Source organism: Corynebacterium sp. HMSC063G05 (genome assembly GCF_001810555.1).
GTDB classification, from domain to species: Bacteria; Actinomycetota; Actinomycetes; order Mycobacteriales; family Mycobacteriaceae; genus Corynebacterium; species Corynebacterium jeikeium_D.
The window spans coordinates 55,149-71,674 of sequence record NZ_KV801833.1 but is presented as its reverse complement, the minus strand read 5'-3'; the positions used below and the strand labels follow the sequence as shown (position 1 = coordinate 71,674).

General features: G+C 56.1%; 11 protein-coding genes. 8 read left to right on the top strand and 3 right to left on the bottom strand.

From position 1 onward, the window contains the following. Positions 1-21: 21 nt before the first annotated feature. The 3 genes from HMPREF2751_RS01120 (at position 22) to hrpA (ending at position 6,632) form a co-directional block, all read left to right on the top strand. A complete protein-coding gene (locus HMPREF2751_RS01120; RefSeq protein WP_016422633.1) occupies positions 22-1,524 on the top strand; it encodes a DUF1846 domain-containing protein in 1,503 nt (500 codons plus the stop codon). Between the two features lie 61 nt (positions 1,525-1,585). Beyond that, positions 1,586-2,518, top strand: a complete 933-nt coding sequence (locus HMPREF2751_RS01115; protein WP_016422632.1) for an oxygen-dependent tRNA uridine(34) hydroxylase TrhO — start codon at positions 1,586-1,588, stop codon at positions 2,516-2,518. A gap of 94 nt (positions 2,519-2,612) precedes the next feature. Continuing rightward, positions 2,613-6,632 (top strand): ATP-dependent RNA helicase HrpA, encoded by a 4,020-nt coding sequence (hrpA, locus tag HMPREF2751_RS01110; protein WP_016422631.1) that lies wholly within the window; start codon positions 2,613-2,615, stop codon positions 6,630-6,632. On the opposite strand, the gene nrdR is transcribed toward hrpA, so the two are convergent. Next, positions 6,629-7,111, bottom strand: coding sequence for a transcriptional regulator NrdR (nrdR, locus tag HMPREF2751_RS01105; protein WP_042388651.1), 483 nt, complete (start codon positions 7,109-7,111; stop codon positions 6,629-6,631). The two genes, hrpA and nrdR, sit on opposite strands and share 4 nt — an antisense overlap. A gap of 865 nt (positions 7,112-7,976) precedes the next feature. Here nrdR and lexA point away from each other — a divergent pair. From lexA to HMPREF2751_RS01080, 5 genes are all read left to right on the top strand, one after another. Further along, entirely contained in the window at positions 7,977-8,678 is a 702-nt protein-coding gene (gene lexA / locus HMPREF2751_RS01100; protein ID WP_016422629.1) for a transcriptional repressor LexA, read from the top strand. A gap of 93 nt (positions 8,679-8,771) precedes the next feature. After that, positions 8,772-9,551 (top strand): DeoR/GlpR family DNA-binding transcription regulator, encoded by a 780-nt coding sequence (locus tag HMPREF2751_RS01095; RefSeq protein ID WP_016422628.1) that lies wholly within the window; start codon positions 8,772-8,774, stop codon positions 9,549-9,551. Next, positions 9,548-10,519 carry a 1-phosphofructokinase family hexose kinase gene (locus HMPREF2751_RS01090; protein WP_016422627.1) on the top strand — a complete coding sequence of 324 codons (972 nt, stop codon included), beginning with the start codon at positions 9,548-9,550 and terminating at the stop codon, positions 10,517-10,519. The genes HMPREF2751_RS01095 and HMPREF2751_RS01090 overlap by 4 nt, the downstream gene beginning before the upstream one ends. 35 nt (positions 10,520-10,554) lie before the next feature. After that, positions 10,555-12,714, top strand: a complete 2,160-nt coding sequence (locus HMPREF2751_RS01085) for a PTS fructose transporter subunit IIABC (RefSeq protein WP_083304387.1) — start codon at positions 10,555-10,557, stop codon at positions 12,712-12,714. A gap of 140 nt (positions 12,715-12,854) precedes the next feature. Beyond that, positions 12,855-13,127, top strand: coding sequence for an HPr family phosphocarrier protein (locus HMPREF2751_RS01080; RefSeq protein WP_016422625.1), 273 nt, complete (start codon positions 12,855-12,857; stop codon positions 13,125-13,127). A 92-nt stretch (positions 13,128-13,219) separates the two neighbouring features. Here HMPREF2751_RS01080 and HMPREF2751_RS01075 read toward each other — a convergent pair whose 3' ends face one another. Together HMPREF2751_RS01075 and hflX are read right to left on the bottom strand one after the other, a co-directional pair. Next, entirely contained in the window at positions 13,220-14,563 is a 1,344-nt protein-coding gene (locus tag HMPREF2751_RS01075) for a uracil-xanthine permease family protein (RefSeq protein ID WP_224433128.1), read from the bottom strand. Positions 14,564-14,679: 116 nt separating this feature from the next. Further along, the gene (gene hflX / locus HMPREF2751_RS01070; protein ID WP_070595184.1) at positions 14,680-16,287 is read right to left on the bottom strand and encodes a GTPase HflX; all 1,608 of its coding nucleotides are present in this window, start codon (positions 16,285-16,287) and stop codon (positions 14,680-14,682) included. Positions 16,288-16,526 lie beyond the last annotated feature (239 nt).

Sequence of the window (16,526 nt, the reverse complement as noted above, 5' to 3'; positions counted from 1 at the left end):
CACAACTTCAGAAAGGGCACCATGGCTCAGGCTGTCGGTTTTAACCGCGAAAAGTACATCGAAATGCAATCCGCTCATATTAAGAAGCGGCGCGCAGACATCGCAGGTGAAGGCGGCAAGCTCTATCTCGAAATGGGCGGCAAGCTATTTGATGACATGCATGCCTCGCGCGTGCTCCCCGGCTTCACGCCTGACAATAAAATCGCTATGCTCGATCGCCTCAAAGACGATCTGGAAATCATGGTGTGCATCAATGCCAAGGATTTGGAGCGCCACAAGGTCCGCGCTGACCTCGACATCACTTACGAAGACGATGTGCTGCGCCTCGTCGATGTCTTTCGTGAACGCGGGTTTCTAGTCGACAGCGTCGTCGTCACGCAGCTTTCCGACGACAACACCCTGGCAAAGAACTTCATTGAGCGCCTGCAGCGACTCGGATTGAGCGTAATCCGCCATCGCAATATCGAGGGCTACCCGACAAACACGGAGAAAATTGTCAGTGAAGCCGGCTTCGGGCTGAATGAATGGGCGCAAACGTCGCGGGACTTGGTCGTTGTTACAGCGCCGGGCCCGGGCTCTGGAAAGCTGGCGACCTGTCTATCGCAGATTTATCACGATCACAAACACGGAATTCGTTCCGGTTACGCAAAGTTTGAGACCTTCCCTATCTGGAACCTGGCACTCGAACACCCGGTAAATCTGGCCTACGAGGCGGCAACAGCTGATCTCGATGACATCAATCTCATCGACCCTTTTCATTTGGCCGCCTATGACACCAAGGTCACCAGCTATAACCGTGATGTCGAGGTCTTCCCACTGCTGCGCACTCTGTTGGAGAAGCTCGCGGGCGAGTCGCCGTACAAGTCACCGACCGACATGGGCGTCAATATGGCCGGTTACTGTATCGACGATGACGAAGTGTGCCGAGAGGCATCCAACCAGGAAATCGTTCGCCGTTACTACAAGGCTCTTGTCGACGAACACAAGAACAGCGCAGACGACGAAGTCTCACAGCGCATTGCCATGATTATGAGCAAGGCCAACGTGTCGACAGCCGCCCGCCGAGTCGTCGCACCAGCACTTGAAGTTGAGAAATCTACCGGGGCACCGGGTAGCGCAATCGAATTGCACGACGGCACAATCATCACGGGCAAGACTTCTGAACTACTCGGATGCTCAGCAGCAATGCTCCTCAACGCTCTCAAGAAGCTCGCCAATATCGACCCGGACTTGCACTTGCTCTCCCCAGCTGCCATTGAGCCAATTCAAACGCTTAAGACGCATCACCTGGGCAGCCGCAACCCCCGCTTACATACCGACGAGGTTCTTATCGCCCTTTCCGTGTCGGCGGCCACCAGCGACGATGCCCGCGCAGCCCTCGCCGAGCTGAAGAACCTTCGAAACTGCGATGTCCACACCACCACCATTCTGGGCAGCGTGGACGAAACAATTTTCCGCAACCTCGGTGTGCTAGTGACTTCGGAGCCTAAGTACCAGAAGAAGGCTCTCTATCAGAAGCACTAAGCCATACCAGCAGCTCACGCCGAAAATAGGATAACTGAGAGAGCAGACTAGAATAGTCCCCGTGAGCATCAGCAAGATTCTTCTGTACTACCAGTTCGCCCCACTGTCCGATCCGCGTGCCATCATGCTATGGCAGCGCGATCTTTGCGAGTCGTTAGGGCTCAAGGGCCGCATTCTGGTGTCCGAGCACGGCATCAATGGCACCGTCGGCGGTGATCTCGATGCCTGCAAGAAGTACATCAAGAAAACCAAGCAGTACCCCGCTTTTCACTCCATGCAGTTCAAGTGGAGCGAAGGCGGCGCTGATGACTTTCCAAAACTCTCCGTCAGGGTTCGCGACGAAATCGTCGCTTTCGGTGCTCCGGGTGAGCTGAAAGTCGATGTCGATGGTGTCATTGGCGGCGGCACACATTTGAAGCCGGAAGAGGTCAATAAACTGGTCGAGGAACGCGGCGACGATGTCATCTTCTTCGATGGCCGCAACGCAATGGAAGCCGAGATTGGCAAGTTTAAAAACGCTGTCGTCCCGGACGTAAAGACCACGCACGACTTCATCGACGAACTGGAATCCGGTAAGTACGACTGGATGAAGGACAAGCCGGTTATCTCCTACTGCACCGGCGGCATCCGCTGCGAGATCCTCTCCGCACTTATGAAGAACCGCGGTTTCGAAGAGGTCTACCAAATCGACGGCGGTATTGTGCGCTACGGCGAAAAGTTTGGCAATAAGGGGCTGTGGGAAGGCTCCCTATATGTCTTCGACAAGCGCATGCATATGGAGTTTGGCGATGGCATCGAAGACGAGGACTACGTACAGCTCGGGCACTGCGTCCACTGCGGCAAGCCCACAAACACCTTCCAGAACTGCATCAACGAAGATACCTGCCGTCGTCAGGTGCTTATTTGCGATGATTGCTGGGAGCACACCGAGACACAGCACTGTGGGCGCGAGGACTGCAAGGAAGTTGCCGAAGAGCTAGCAGCCGCAAAGTAGGACGCTCCCTGCTGCCATCGGACTATCTCGAGCACCTCTTAATCAGCACAGATGTGGGTTGTCTCCCCAGACGCGGCTAATCTAGTAGGCAACCATGAGTACTCCTAGCCGTTCTGATAAACCAGCTCCACGTGCCCAGTCGGGAAACCACCACTCCGGCCACCGCAATTCCGCCAGGCCACAGCGCTCTGGCAAACCTGCTAAGGACACGCGTAAAAAGGAGCTCTACCAGCTCGCTGATCAATTGCCGATTCGGGAGGCTCAGTCCTTCCGACGCCGGCTAAAGCGAGCATCCGCGCCGAAGGCGCTGTCTGCAATCTCTGCAGACCTCGACTTTGCGCTGGAGCGGTTAGAAGATCGTCGTAAAGCGATTCCTCGCATCACCTACCCTGCCCAGTTGCCGGTGTCCGCGCGCCGCGACGACATTGCAGAGGCAATTGAAAACAACCAGGTCGTCATTATTGCTGGTGAGACTGGCTCTGGTAAGACTACGCAGATCCCGAAGATATGCCTCGAACTGGGACGCGGCGTGCGGGGCAAGATTGGTCACACTCAGCCACGTCGTATTGCGGCGCGTTCCGTCGCGGAGCGCATCGCTCATGAGCTGGGCGAAAAGATTGGACAGCACGTCGGCTATGCAGTGCGTTTTGATGATCGCGTGAGCAAGGATACCTGCATCAAACTGATGACCGACGGTATCCTGCTGGCCGAAATTGGCCGCGACCGACTGCTACGCGAGTACGACACCATCATCATCGATGAGGCGCACGAGCGCAGCCTCAACATCGACTTCCTGCTGGGATATTTAAAGCATATTCTGCCGCAGCGTCCAGATCTGAAAATCATTATCACTTCCGCGACGATTGATCCGGAACGGTTCGCTCGTCATTTCGCGCCTGACGACGAGCACCCTGCGCCCATCATCGAGGTGTCGGGGCGCACCTACCCGGTGGAAATCCGCTATCGCCCGCTGGTGCGGACCGTTGTTGCGAAGAATGGGCAGGAAAAGGAAGTCGCCATCGAGCAGATCGATGGTGTAATCGCTGCGTGTGAAGAGCTGATGCGGCTTGGCGACGGCGATATCCTGGTGTTCTTTTCGGGTGAGCGAGAGATCCGAGAAGCTGCCGAAGCCATCGAGGGCAAACACTGGAAAGGTGTAGAAGCCGTTCCACTATTCGGTCGGCTATCTAATGCAGAGCAGCATCGGATCTTCACTCCGCATTCCGGGCGTCGCATTGTGCTGGCGACCAACATTGCGGAAACGTCGCTGACGGTCCCTGGTATCGAGTATGTCGTCGATACTGGTACCGCACGCATTTCCCGCTACTCCACCCGCACGAAGGTGCAGCGCCTGCCAGTTGAGGACATCAGCCAGGCATCCGCGAATCAGCGCTCTGGACGCTGTGGCCGTGTAGCTGATGGTGTGGCGATTCGTCTCTACAGCGAAGAGGATTTTCTCTCGCGCCCCGAGTTTACGGATCCGGAGATTCTGCGCACCAATCTCGCTTCGGTTGTACTGCAAATGATTTCACTGCGGCTTGGCGCGATTGAGGACTTCCCCTTTGTCCAGCCACCAGAGCACAAAGCAATCCGCGATGGCATTAACCTGCTCACAGAGCTTCAGGCTATTACCACCACGTCGGGGTCTGATGCCCCCGAGCTGACGGACATCGGCCGACAAATTGCCCGTATCCCAGTCGACCCGCGTCTTGCCCGCATGCTGGTCGAAGGGTACGAGAACACCACTCTTGGGGCGGTAACCGTCATTGTCGCCGCTTTGTCTCTGCAGGATGTGCGCGAACGTCCACTGGAGTTCCAAGCTCAGGCAGATCAGCTACATGCCCGTTTTAAGGACACCACCAGCGACTTCAACTCCCTACTGAAGCTCTGGGAGTACCTGGAGGAAAAGCGTCGCGAGCTTAGCGGTAACCAATTCCGCAAGATGTGCAAGCGCGAGTACCTCCACTATCTGCGCGTTCGCGAGTGGCAGGACTTGGTGCGTCAGCTCCACCAGGCAACGGCCGAGCTGGGCTGGCATCTTTCGGCCCGCAGCTCAACCAACGGTGTCGACAATCCCGACGAGGTGGCAAAGTCACTGTTACCGGGTCTGTTATCGATGATTGGTACGCGCGAGGGCGAGGGCAAGGAATTTACTGGCACCCGCAACACTAAGTTCCTCATTCACCCCTCGTCCGCGTTGGCAAAGAAGCCGCCTCGCTGGGTGATGGCTGCGGAAATCGTCGAGACCTCGCGCACTTTTGCGCGCAACGTCGGCACGATTCAGCCGCAGTGGCTAGAGAAGGTAGCCCCTCATCTGCTCAAGCACCAGTACTCAAAGCCTCACTGGTCTACTAAGCGCGGTGCAGCGATGGCTTACCAGAAGTCGACGCTCTACGGCGTGCCCGTGGTGGTTGACCGTTTGATGCCTTATCACCGAGTCAATGCCGACGCCGCCCGCTCGATCTTCATTCGCTCTGCGCTTGTCGACGGCGAATGGAACACACATCACGAGTTCTTTAAGAACAATCAAGACAAACTTGCCGAAGCCGAGAAGATCGAGGAAAAGCAGCGTTCCCGCGGCATTGTCGTCGATGACGACGTGCTCTACGCGTTCTACGACTCCAAGCTGCCCGCCTCTATCACCACGGCCACCAATTTTGACCGCTGGTGGAAGAAAACTAAGCCCAAGCAGCCAAATCTACTGGACTTTGATCCCAATAAGCTGCTCAACCCCGAAGCCGGCGACATCGACGACAACGCCTTCCCCGAAATGTGGCAGCAGGGCTCGGTCGATTTCTCTCTGTCCTATAAATTCGAACCGGGCGCCCCTGATGACGGTGTGACTCTCCGTGTCCCCGTGCCTCTTCTTGCAGGTCTGCGTGAAGATGGCTTCGACTGGCAGGTACCAGGTCTTCGCGCTGAGCTCGCGGAAGCCTACATTCGCACTCTGCCGAAGGCACTGCGGAAGTCCGTTGTCCCCGCCCCGGATTTCGCACGCCGCGCGCTGGAGACGATGACTCCGTACTCAGGCCGCTTCGTCGATGTTTTTGCCGATGCTTTACGACGACTCGGAGGCTCGGGCATCAATGGTGCAGACTTTGCCCCTTCGAAGCTGCCAGCACACTTGCGCTTTAACTACGCAGTGGTCGACCGCCATGGAAAGATCGTCGATCAGAGCCGAGATCTTGCTGCGCTTCGAGACAAGCATGCCTCGACGGTCTCAACTGCTGTGTCGAAACGTTCGAAGTCTGCAGCACGCGAAGCTGTGAAAAAGTGGACTTCAGAGAACTTGGGCGCCGTCTCATTAACGGTCAAAAGTAATGTCGACGGTCAGTCCGTCACGATGTATCCGACGCTGGTGACCACCAAGGATGGCGTGGCCATTGAGGTCAAACCAACTAAGGCTCAGGCTGAGGCGACGTTGGCGACCACAAACTTGACAATGCTATTGCGGGATTGCCCAGTAAATGGTGCACAAATGACTAAGGGGCTTCCACTCCAGCAACGTGTTGGCGTGGACGCATGGCCACATGGGGGCGCCGATGGGCTTGTCGAGGACTGCCGTGTCGCAGTGATTCGCGACCGTATGATGGCTGCCGGCGGCCCGGTCCGCGATCCGAAGGAATTCGACAAACTACTCGAACACGTTCGTTCTGGAGTCGCCTCAGAGGTGCGCCAATTGGTCGTCGGCGTTGCCCAGGCAATGCCTCGTTATGTCTCGGTGGTAAATCAGCTAAACAAGTGGGAAGGCGATGCTATTGACGATATGCGTCGCCAGCTGGAGTTCATGTTCCCTAAGGGCGCTGTGGCAAGGCACGGTTGGCAGCACCTACGACATTTGCCACGTTATCTCCAAGCGATGGAGATTCGGCTTGAGGAAATGAACCGTGACCCGGACCGTGATGCCGAACGTGAAGATGAGGTGACTGAGGCCCGCGAATACTTGGCGGCAAAGCTTCAGCAGCTGCCTAAGGCACGTTCGAATTCCGCGGAGGTACGGGATATTCAGTGGCTCATTCAAGAGCTGCGCGTCAGCCTTTTCGCACAACGGCTGGGTACCGCCCAGAGCGTATCCCTGACTCGAATAAAGAAACGTGTGGATAAACTGCGTTAGTTCTTTTTAACCTCGTTGCCATTAGCCTGCGGTCCTTTCCCCTTGCGCATGCTGGCAATCTCTTGCGCGAAATCGTCCGCGGAGGAAAAGGACTTGTACACCGAAGCGAAGCGGAGATAGCCAACTTCGTCCAGTTCTTTGAGCGGCTCAAGGATGGCAAGGCCGATATCGTTTGAGTCCACCCGGGGCGTGCCTTTCTCGCGGAGGCTCTCCTCCACTTTTTGTGCAAGTTTCTTCAGCTGAGACTCTGATACTTCGCGCCCCTGGCACGCACGTCGAACACCCTGGATAACCTTTTCGCGGTTGAATTCCTCAGGGATTCCATCCCGTTTAACGACCATCAGCTGCGAGCGTTCAATCGTAGAAAAACGTTTGCCGCAATTCAGGCATTCCCTTCGGCGACGAATCCCCATACCGTTATCTATCAACCGTGAGTCCAAGACTCGTGTCTGATCATGATGACAAAACTGGCAATACACGGTCTCCAGTCTACGTCCCACCCCAACACCGGAAACTGGAATGATTATTGCGCGGAGTAGGAAGCGTACGTAGACGTAAAGGTGCTTTCGACCGCCTCACTTTGTCCCTGTTCAAAGACCATGCTGCCGAAAACTCCGAAGAAAGCACCAAGCCCTAGAGCCCATACCGCCATCAGGCGAGTCAGGTTAGTGCCTGCGGATACATCACTACGATTGGACTGCTGCGCCCTGCTAACGGATAGAGACGGACGCCCGTAGTTGACCGAGACATGACTGGGCCGCGACCTGTCCCTCCGCATTCGCGCCGATGAAGCCCCATTTCGATTGCGCTGTGCAATACGTGCACGCTGACCGGGCCGAACGATGTGCTGTGTGCAAGACGCACTACGTTCACCCCACACCAACGGGGCTTTCCGTGTCGTCCGAGCAGGGAGCTCGGAAACTTGAGAAAAGTCAATATCAGATGTGCTGCTAACACCAAGTGCGGTTGAAACCGTAGACATCATGTTTTCTCCCTTTCCAACGTTGACTCTCCCACCGTTGCCGGCCTGGAGAGAATAAGAGTTGTACGACCGTTTCCCGACGCTGTGGAGACTATGTCCAAGGGCGGATGCGGAGAATCCGTCTAGACCCTTTCATCAAACGACTGTTCGAGTAACTTGTCATGTTCGATTTATAACACCATGTTCGAATATTGTCTACTGCTATCCGGATTTATTTTCGATTTTCGACATCATCACCGCCTCCGAGCACGGATAATGTACACGTTTTCTAAAGAATTCAAGGGCGCACAGTGTTCGATGCTCGACGATTCGAACAGTTTTGAGTTATGATTCATTCGAAAGAGTTTGAGAAGGGATGTTCCATGGCTCAAAAGAAGAAAGCGAACCCTAAAACACTCACCGATCGGCAGCGTCGGATTCTTGACGTCATTTCGGATGCCGTCGTACTTCGCGGATACCCACCGAGCATTCGAGAAATTGGGGATGCTGTGGGCTTGAATTCCACCTCGTCGGTGGCATACCAACTCAAGGAGTTGGAGAAGAAGGGCTTTCTCCGCCGCGACCCACACAAACCCCGCGCGGTAAACGTAAGGGATTCGAAGTCCTCCGCTGGCACTTTCACTCCGGTAAAGCCTGGGCCAAAGGCTACTGGCACCACCCAAACTCCCGAGATGCCAGAGGACATGCCAGAGCCAATCTTCGTTCCTATCGTTGGACAGATTGCGGCTGGCAACCCTATTTTGGCGGAGCAGCATGTGGAAAGTCACATGGCACTTCCGATGGAGATTACGGGCTCTGGTCAGCTATACCTACTCAAGGTCGTGGGTGATTCCATGGTTGACGCGGGCATTCTCGACGGAGACTGGGTGGTAGTCCGTTCCCAAGACGTGGTCGAACAGGGAGATTTCGTTGCAGCCCTGTTTGAAGATGAAGCAACAGTCAAGGAATGGCACGAAGACGCTGCTGGCAAGTGGCTCATGCCCCATAATCGCGCCTTTGACCCACTCCCCGCGGAGCACGCCAAGATCCTCGGCAAGATTGTCAGCGTCCTACGCAGCCTCTAATTTCCCACATTTTCGTTGCCCGAAACAGACATAAACGGGCATACTGGGAACAGATAGTAAAGCTGAGATTTCTTAACAGCTAAGGAGCGGGGAATGTACGCAGAGGAACGCCGCCGGAAGATTGCGTCTTTGACAGCAGTCGAAGGGCGCGTGACGGTCGCTGATCTTGCGGAAGCTTTCGATGTCACAGCAGAGACGATTCGCCGTGACCTAGCTCAGTTGGATGCAGAGGGCGCAGTTCACCGCGTACACGGTGGCGCTGTGGCTACTCGTTCTTTTCAGACTGTTGAGTTTTCAGTTGCCGCTCGAAAGAACGCGCAAAAGGACGCGAAGCTCTCTATTGCCCGCTGTGCTGCGGATTTTCTGCCTGACTCTGGTGGTGGAATTTTTCTCGATGCTGGAACTACCACCGAGGCTCTTGCAGAGCTGATGGTCCACTCCCCTGATAACCGCCGTTGGTCGGTTGTCACAAACTCTCTTCCCAACGCCATCACACTCGCAGGATCGAACCGCATTGAGCTTCAACTCCTTGGCGGCCAAGTTCGCGTCATTACTCAGGCGGTTGCTGGCGATACGGCACTCCGCACTCTCGCGGTTATGCGTGCCGATGTCGCTTTCATTGGTTCTAATGCCTTGACAATTGACCACGGTCTTTCTACTGCTGATCCACAGGAAGCGGCGGTAAAGCGCGCGATGATTACGAATGCGCGCAAGGTCATCGTTATGGCGGACTCGACGAAACTTGGCCGCGACTTCCTCGTCAGCTTTGCAGCATTGGAAGATATCGACGTCGTGATTACAGATTCCTCTGCCCCGGAACAGTTCGTCAATGACCTCAGGGAGCAAGGTGTCGAGGTTGTGGTTGCTTCATGATCCTGACCTTGACTGTAAATCCGTCAATCGATCGACTTGCTCGACTCGATACGGAGCTCAAGCGAGGTGGCGTGTTCCGTCTACCAATGGCTGAGGACATGGCTGGTGGCAAGGGAATTAATGTGTCCAAGGCGTTGCACTACGCCGGAGAAAAGACGCTCGCGCTCTACCCGGCATCGGACTCCGGAAAATTCACGCGCCTGTTGGAAGTCTCTGGCATACCTCATGAAGCCATCAACACGACTAACGAAGCCCGCGTTAATCTCACACTCGCAGAGCCAGATGGGACGACCACCAAGCTCAATTCCCCTGGCATGACATTGACGAAAGCGCACCGTAGGCGTGTCCTGGAGAAACTTATCCACCATGCTAAACACGCCACGTGGGTAGTTTTCGCAGGTTCATTGCCCCCTGGTGTCCCCAGGGATTTTTACGTTCAATGCACCGAGGCGGTGTATTCGGTCAACCCGAATATTCGTGTTGCTATGGATACGAGCGACGGCCCACTGACTGAGGTCGTTCGCGCATTTCCAAAGGTGCGACCTTTCTTGATGAAGCCGAACGCCTACGAACTTGGTCAAATCATTGATCAGGACGGCGAAGAACTTGAGGCCGCTGCAGCCGAAGGGAACTATCTTCCCGTAGCGCAGGCTGCTCGTGCGCTGAACGAGCTTGGCGTTTCCGAAGTCCTGGCCACTCTCGGCGAAGCAGGGGCGGTGCTTTCAGTGAAGTCAGGCGGTTGTTTCGCTGCTACCTCCCCCTCGATAGTCGCTCAGTCGACGGTCGGTGCTGGAGACTGTGCTTTGGCCGGCTACGTTATGTCCCGCGAACGCGGTGATAGCTACCAAGATGCACTAACCACCGCCGTAGCTTATGGGGCGGCGGCAACCAGTCTTCCCGGTACGACCATCCCCTATCCAGAACAGGTTCACCCCGAGGCCGGCCGGTTATGGCAGCTCGACACTTAGCTTTTCGATGCCTAGATAAGGAGCATTAGAAAACCATGTCTTCTTCGGCAGATTTTTCCGCTATTGCATCAGACCTAGCCGATGAGTCGACAGTGTTCCTTGACCTAGATATCGGTCCGCAAAAGGAGAAGATCCTTAACTATCTCATCGCTAAAGCTGTAGAGACCGGCCGCGCCACCGACAGCAACGGCATCGTCGCAGCAGCCCTCGAACGCGAAGAGAAGGCCCCGACAGGTCTGTCGGGAGGGATAGCCATCCCCCACTGCCGCCATGAGGACTGGTCGAAGCCGACCCTGATGTTTGCCCGCTTAACCAGCGCTACAGAATTCACCACACCAGATGGGCCGGCGGACCTGCTCTTTTTCATTGGTGTCCCATCTAGTAACAGCGATGTCCACGTCGATATTCTGGCCGCACTCGCAAAAGCACTTCGCGATAAGGGGTTTCGCGCAGCTCTTCGCGGTGCTGATAGCGATGAAGAGACTGCCCGGATCATTAGCGAGCACGTCACCAAAGCGCCTCGTCGGAAAGCGAAAAAACCTCCGGCGAAGACCAATATCGTCGCCATCACGGCCTGCCCCACGGGCATCGCACACACTTATTTGGCAGCCGAAGCGCTTACTGGCGCGGCAGAAAGCATGTCTGATGTCACACTAACTGTAGAGACGCAGGGCTCGGCAGGAACCCAGGAAGCCCCCGCAGAGGCAATTGTCCGGGCCGACGTGCTAGTAATCGCAGCCGATATTGGGGTTACGGGGCTTAAGCGCTTCAGCGATAAACCACAGGTCAAAGTGCCAATTCGTAAGGCAGTCAATGAACCTACTGCAGTTATTAAACAAGCGAAGGCAAAAGCAGAACAATCACGGGTTCGCGCCTACGACCGAAAGGCGCCGCAACCTAAGGATGACCACGACAAGGAGGCCGGTTCGCAAACCGGTACTACAGGCGCAGACCCTTCATCTGAGAGGGTACAAGCAACTACGAAGGTGGGGGCACATAAATCATCCTTAGGCGGTGACAAAGCCTTCGGACACTGGGTTCGTGATGCCATTATGACCGGTGTCAGCTATATGGTGCCGTTCGTGGCCGCATCGGGGTTGTTGATTGCGCTGGGATTCCTCGTCGGCGGTCATCAGGTTGGTGTAGTAGCTGACGCCGTGACTAGGGATTTGCGGCTGCCGGAGATTATCGGACTCGATGCCCCGATTGCTGTGCCGACAAAAGATCTCGGCACCGTGCTAATTGATCGTAGTGGGCTGTGGCTGTATCTCGGCTCGGCGCTTTTTGCCATTGGCAACCACGGCATGCAGGTCATTGTGGCTGTAATGAGTGCTTATATCGCCTTTGGCATGGCTGGCAGAGCCGGCATTGCACCAGGCTTTATTGGCGGTGCCATCGCGGTCACGGTTGGCGCCGGCTTCCTTGGGGGCCTGGTGACAGGCATCCTGGCGGGACTAGTTGTAGCCCTACTGTTGAGGATGAAAGTCCCGGACTGGCTGCGACCGCTGATGCCGGTTGTCGTGATTCCTATGCTCGGAGCTATGGCCGTTGGGCTCACCATGTACCTGCTGCTCGGGATGCCGCTGGCGTGGCTGATGACGGCTCTGCAGCAGTGGCTGCAATCACTGGATACGACGGCGGCGTTCCTGTTCGGTGGTCTTCTCGGCGCAATGATGTGCGTGGATATGGGCGGAATGATCAACAAGGCTGCTTATCTTTTTGCCGTCGCAAACATCGCCTCAGCAGATCCCGCATCATGGAAGGTCATGGCCGCTGTGATGGCGGCGGGCATGGTACCTCCATTGGCTACATCTCTGGCAGTTGTGCTCCGACCAAAGCTGTTCAGTTCGGCGGAGCGTCAAAACGGCAAAGCGGGCTGGGTGCTCGGTGCGGCCTTCATTTCAGAGGGAGTGATTCCCTTCGCCGCCGCAGATCCGCTACGTGTGATTCCGTCGATTGTGATTGGCGGTGCCGTCACCGGTGGCACCTCAATGGCTTTGGCTGCGGCCACACGTGTTCCGCACGGAGGTATTTTTGTGCTGTTTGCAATCGACAACCCTGTCGCATGGCTTGCTGCAATCGTCTTGGGCAGCATAGTGGCAGCAATTCTCGTTGTGGCAGCTAAAAGCCTGTGGCCGCGGCAAGTCAGCACCGATAATCAAAACCTAGAAGCAAACATTTCAGCGGAAGCGTAGTTTTTACCGCACCGGCTGGTTTATCCCAACGAGCATTTCTACGATTTTCAGCAAACATTCCCCAACCCATCCGGGCAACCTATTAAGCTCAGAAATGGCATCGAGGAAATCGAGAAGCAGAAAGGCAGGATGCCGCTCGCATGGTTACTCAACATGTCCACGTCGGCTCCAAGGTGGGTATTCATGCCCGCCCTGCAACGGTCATCGCTGAGCGTGCCTCCCGTTTTCAGGAAGAAATTCTGGTCGAGCTCCTTGACTCAGACGAGCCCGACAACGAACCGGCCGATGCTTCATCCTCGTTGATGCTCATGGCACTCGGTGCCGAATTCGGCGATGAAGTCACTGTGACCAGTAGTAACGCGGTTGCGGTAGAGAAAATCGCCGAACTCATCGCCCAAGACCTGAGCGATTAAAAAGCAAAAGAGCTTAACGACGAAACATCGTGGCAACGGTCACGGGGTCCGTCGTTAAGCATTCGTGCGAGATTCTGCCCTGGACGGGTGGCCTACGAGCGGTTCTCGCCGATGCGATTGTAGAGCCAGTTCAAAATTGGATAGCCGATAATAATGCCGACCGACCCCCAAGCAATACCCTCCAGCGTCAGCGAACCAATGTCGAGGGTGAGGTTACCGATACCCGCGATCAGCGCGGTGGCGGCAGCGGTGAGATTAACCGGGTTGTTGAAGTCGACCTTTTCGTCCATCCAGATGCGCACACCGAGCAAACCGATCAGGCCGTAGAGCACCATCGTTGCCCCACCGAGCACGCCGGTAGGAATGGTCAAGATGAGTGCGCCGAACTTTGGAATGAAAGCCAGTGCAATGGCGGTGAAAGCTGCCACCCAGTAAGCTGCGGTCGAATAGACACGGGTAGCGGCCATAACACCGATATTTTCAGCGTAGGTAGTGGTACCAGAACCACCAGCTGAACCGGCGATGGTGGTGGCTAGACCGTCTGCAATAAGAGCATCGCCAGCGATGTCATCGAGGTTTCGGCCGGTCATGGCAGCAACAGCCTTGACGTGACCGACATTCTCTGCGATGAGTACTACGATGACGGGCAGACCAATCAGCATCGCATTGAAGTGGAACTCCGGCGCGTGGAATGCGGGCAGACCAATCCAGGCGGCATTGCCGACAGTTTCTGTAGCCTCGGGCGAGAGATTTCCAGTGGCAGCGGCGAAGACCCAGCCGATTAGTACGCCGATAAGGACACCCAGACGGCTGACCATACCGCGGCCAGCGACGGTTGCGAAGACAATGGATGCCATCGTGACAAATGCGACCAACGGCTGAGTGGCGAAGTTCTCCGTGGCGGCAGGCGCCAGGTTAAGTCCGATGAGAGCGACGATGGCACCGGTTACTGCAGGTGGCATCACTGCATCGAGGACACGCTTGCCGGCGAACTTTACAACGCAGCCAACGAGCATGAGCGCGATGCCGGCGCAGAGCACGACACCGAGCTGAACACCAATACCCTGCGCCTGTGTCGCGGTCAGTGGTGCGATGAAGGCAAACGACGAGCCCAGGTAAGAGGGCAAGCGGTTTCGGGTGATTAGCAGGAAGACAATCGTGCCGATACCCGAGAACAGCAGTGTGGTATTGACTGGGAAACCAGTCAACAGCGGCACCAGAAGAGTTGCACCAAACATGGCAATGACGTGCTGTGCGCCAATGCCAATTGTACGAGGCCAATCGAGGCGTTCGTTGGGAGCCACCACGGCTCCCGGTGCAATCTTTCGACCGTCACCGTGAATATCCCAACCGAAAAGACGGCCACGTTCGGCGTTTTCAGCAGGCGGATTTGCGGAGGTTCCCTGTTGGGTCTCCGCGTCAGAAGTAGAATTCATGGTTGTAATGCTAGTGGATGCCCACCGCAGATCACGCCACGGATACCGCATTAAACCCAGGACTGCCGGAGCTCTTTGTCGCTCTCCCTATTCCAACTCCGCTCTCCCTTTTCCGACTAGGCGTCGTTGCTACTATCCTCATTCGCATCCGCCGTGAAGTGAGGATCCGCTGCAGGTTCGATGCGGTATGCCGACAGTTCATCCGCGAGGCTAGTGGGCAAACGCACATCCATCTGGGTGCCTTGCTCTGTCCATGTCTCCGACAGCACGGTCGCATCTTCGTGGAGCATGGAGACAATATTGCCCTTGTCATAGGGGATCAACATGTGGACGTGAGACTCCAGCTCATTGAGTGCAAGCTCGAGTCGGGTCTCCAGTTCACCGATCCCCTCACCCGTTCGCGCAGAGACAAAGACCGCATCATCGAGCTGGTGGCGCAGTTGCGCCAGAGTGATGCCATCGGCCTTGTCCACCTTGTTGACTACCAACAGCTCGGGCGGAATCTCGGCCTTTTCTTCCTCCGCGATTTCGTTGATGACTTTGTTGACAGCCTTAATCTGCTCCAGCGGGAATGGGTCAGAGGAGTCTACGACGTGCATGATGACGTCGGCTTCGAGCACCTCTTCCAAGGTCGAGCGAAAAGCTTCAATGAGCTGCGTCGGCAAGTGGCGAACAAATCCGACCGTATCGGTCATAATCACCGTGCGACCGTCGCGAAGCTTGGTGCGACGAGTCGTCGGATCCAGCGTCGCAAACAGCGCGTCTTCCACCAGCACACCAGCGCCTGTCAGTGCGTTGAGCAACGAAGATTTACCCGCGTTGGTGTAGCCGACAATTGCCACGCGCGGCAGGTGTCCAGCCTTACGACGTGCGCGTTTAATCTCACGCGCAGTCTTCATGCCAGCTAATTCCTTGCGGATTCGCGCCATATCTTGGCGTAGGCGCTGACGATCGGTTTCGATCTTAGTTTCACCCGGACCACGCAGACCCACGCCGCCGTTGGAGCCCGCGCGACCACCAGCCTGACGCGATAGGTTGCCGCCCCAGCCGCGCAGACGCGTGTACAGGTACTGCATTTGTGCCAGCGAGACCTGCGCCTTGCCCTCCTTGGACTTCGCGTGCTGAGCAAAGATATCCAGAATCAGCATGGTGCGGTCAATAACCTTGGCGTCAAGGCGATCCTCCAGCGCCACCAATTGACCGGGAGACAGTTCACCGTCGCAAATAACTGTATCTGCGCCGGTAGAGGCGACAATATCGCGAAGCTCGTTGAGCTTGCCAGATCCCACGTAAGTACCAGGGTCCGGCTTATCGCGGCGCTGCAGCACCATCTCTAAAACTTCCGAACCTGCAGTCTCTGCCAGTGCGGCGAGCTCCTCCATCGCCACTTCAGCTTCCTGAAGGGTCCCGGATGTCCAGACACCGAGCAGCACCACGCGTTCCAGTCGGAGCTGACGGTACTCGACCATCACTTCTTCAGACTCAGTATGTGCTACTGACCTGGTCAGCCGGCGCAGAGAGGAACGCGCCTCCAAATCCAAATCACCGACGGTAGGTTCCCTTTGCGTGCCGACGTTCGTTGCGAACGCATCCCCGGAGGCACTATCGGCGTTCTCGCCAGCGGCATTAGCGTCGATGAAAAAATCGTCCATCTCGTGCGAGGTGCGAGCTTGCTGCGACGTTTCGTCGCTGACCTCATCAAAGTTGTTGGAAAAATTCGTCATACTAGCTGCTATTGTCACATGACAAGCCAAATTCTCCGCATTGTGTGCGGAGAATACCGAGCCGAAGCTCAAGACTTAGGCTGCAGAAGGTGGCCTGCGTGTCAGAACCAGTGCGACCGGACCACTATTAGAACTACCGCCAGCACACGTACCGCTGTCGGACATTCCACAGTTGGAACAACCTCCGCCTGGGCACATGCCACCGAGGGATTCCCGTCGCAATTGGCCGGTGTGTTCCA